The sequence below is a fragment of the Streptomyces sp. CBMA123 genome (assembly GCF_014596465.1).
GTDB lineage: Bacteria > Actinomycetota > Actinomycetes > Streptomycetales > Streptomycetaceae > Kitasatospora.
Window position 1 is genome coordinate 1 of record NZ_MECK01000576.1, and the last position, 433, is coordinate 433.

Annotated in this window: 1 protein-coding gene; it reads right to left on the bottom strand. The window is 80.6% G+C overall.

Going from position 1 to position 433, the window contains the following annotated elements; all coding sequences use genetic code 11:
* Positions 1 to 433, bottom strand: a 433-nt coding sequence (locus BG452_RS37530) for a hypothetical protein (RefSeq protein ID WP_223243303.1), incomplete at both ends; no start/stop codon positions are given.

Genomic DNA, 433 nt, shown 5'->3' on the forward strand with positions numbered 1-433 from the left:
GCCGGCCGGGGCCGGGACGAGGCGGCGGGCGTGGACGGCGGCGGTGCGGATCGCGATCTGGTCCTCGCCGTCCGCACCGGCGAGCACGGCGGCCAGGCGGCGCACGGCGGACTGGTCCGGTGTCTCGGGCAGGTCCACGGCGCCGCCCCACTGCTGGGGGTGCTCCAGCGCGGCAACCCGGCCCAGGCCCCACACGGCGGCCTGTTCGGGTGCGGTGGGCGCCTCGGTACGGGCCACGGCGACCGCGCCGCGCGTCAGGCACCAAAGCGGCGCGGTGACGTCGGCGTCGCGCAGCGCCTGCACCAGGGCGAGGGTCGCGGCGGCCGGCCCGGCGCCCCGGCCGAGCGCGAGGAGGGACAGGACTCCGGTGAACGGGCGCCCGGTCGCGGGCAGTTCGCGCAGCAGCGTGGCGAGCTCGGCGCGCGCCGGGGTG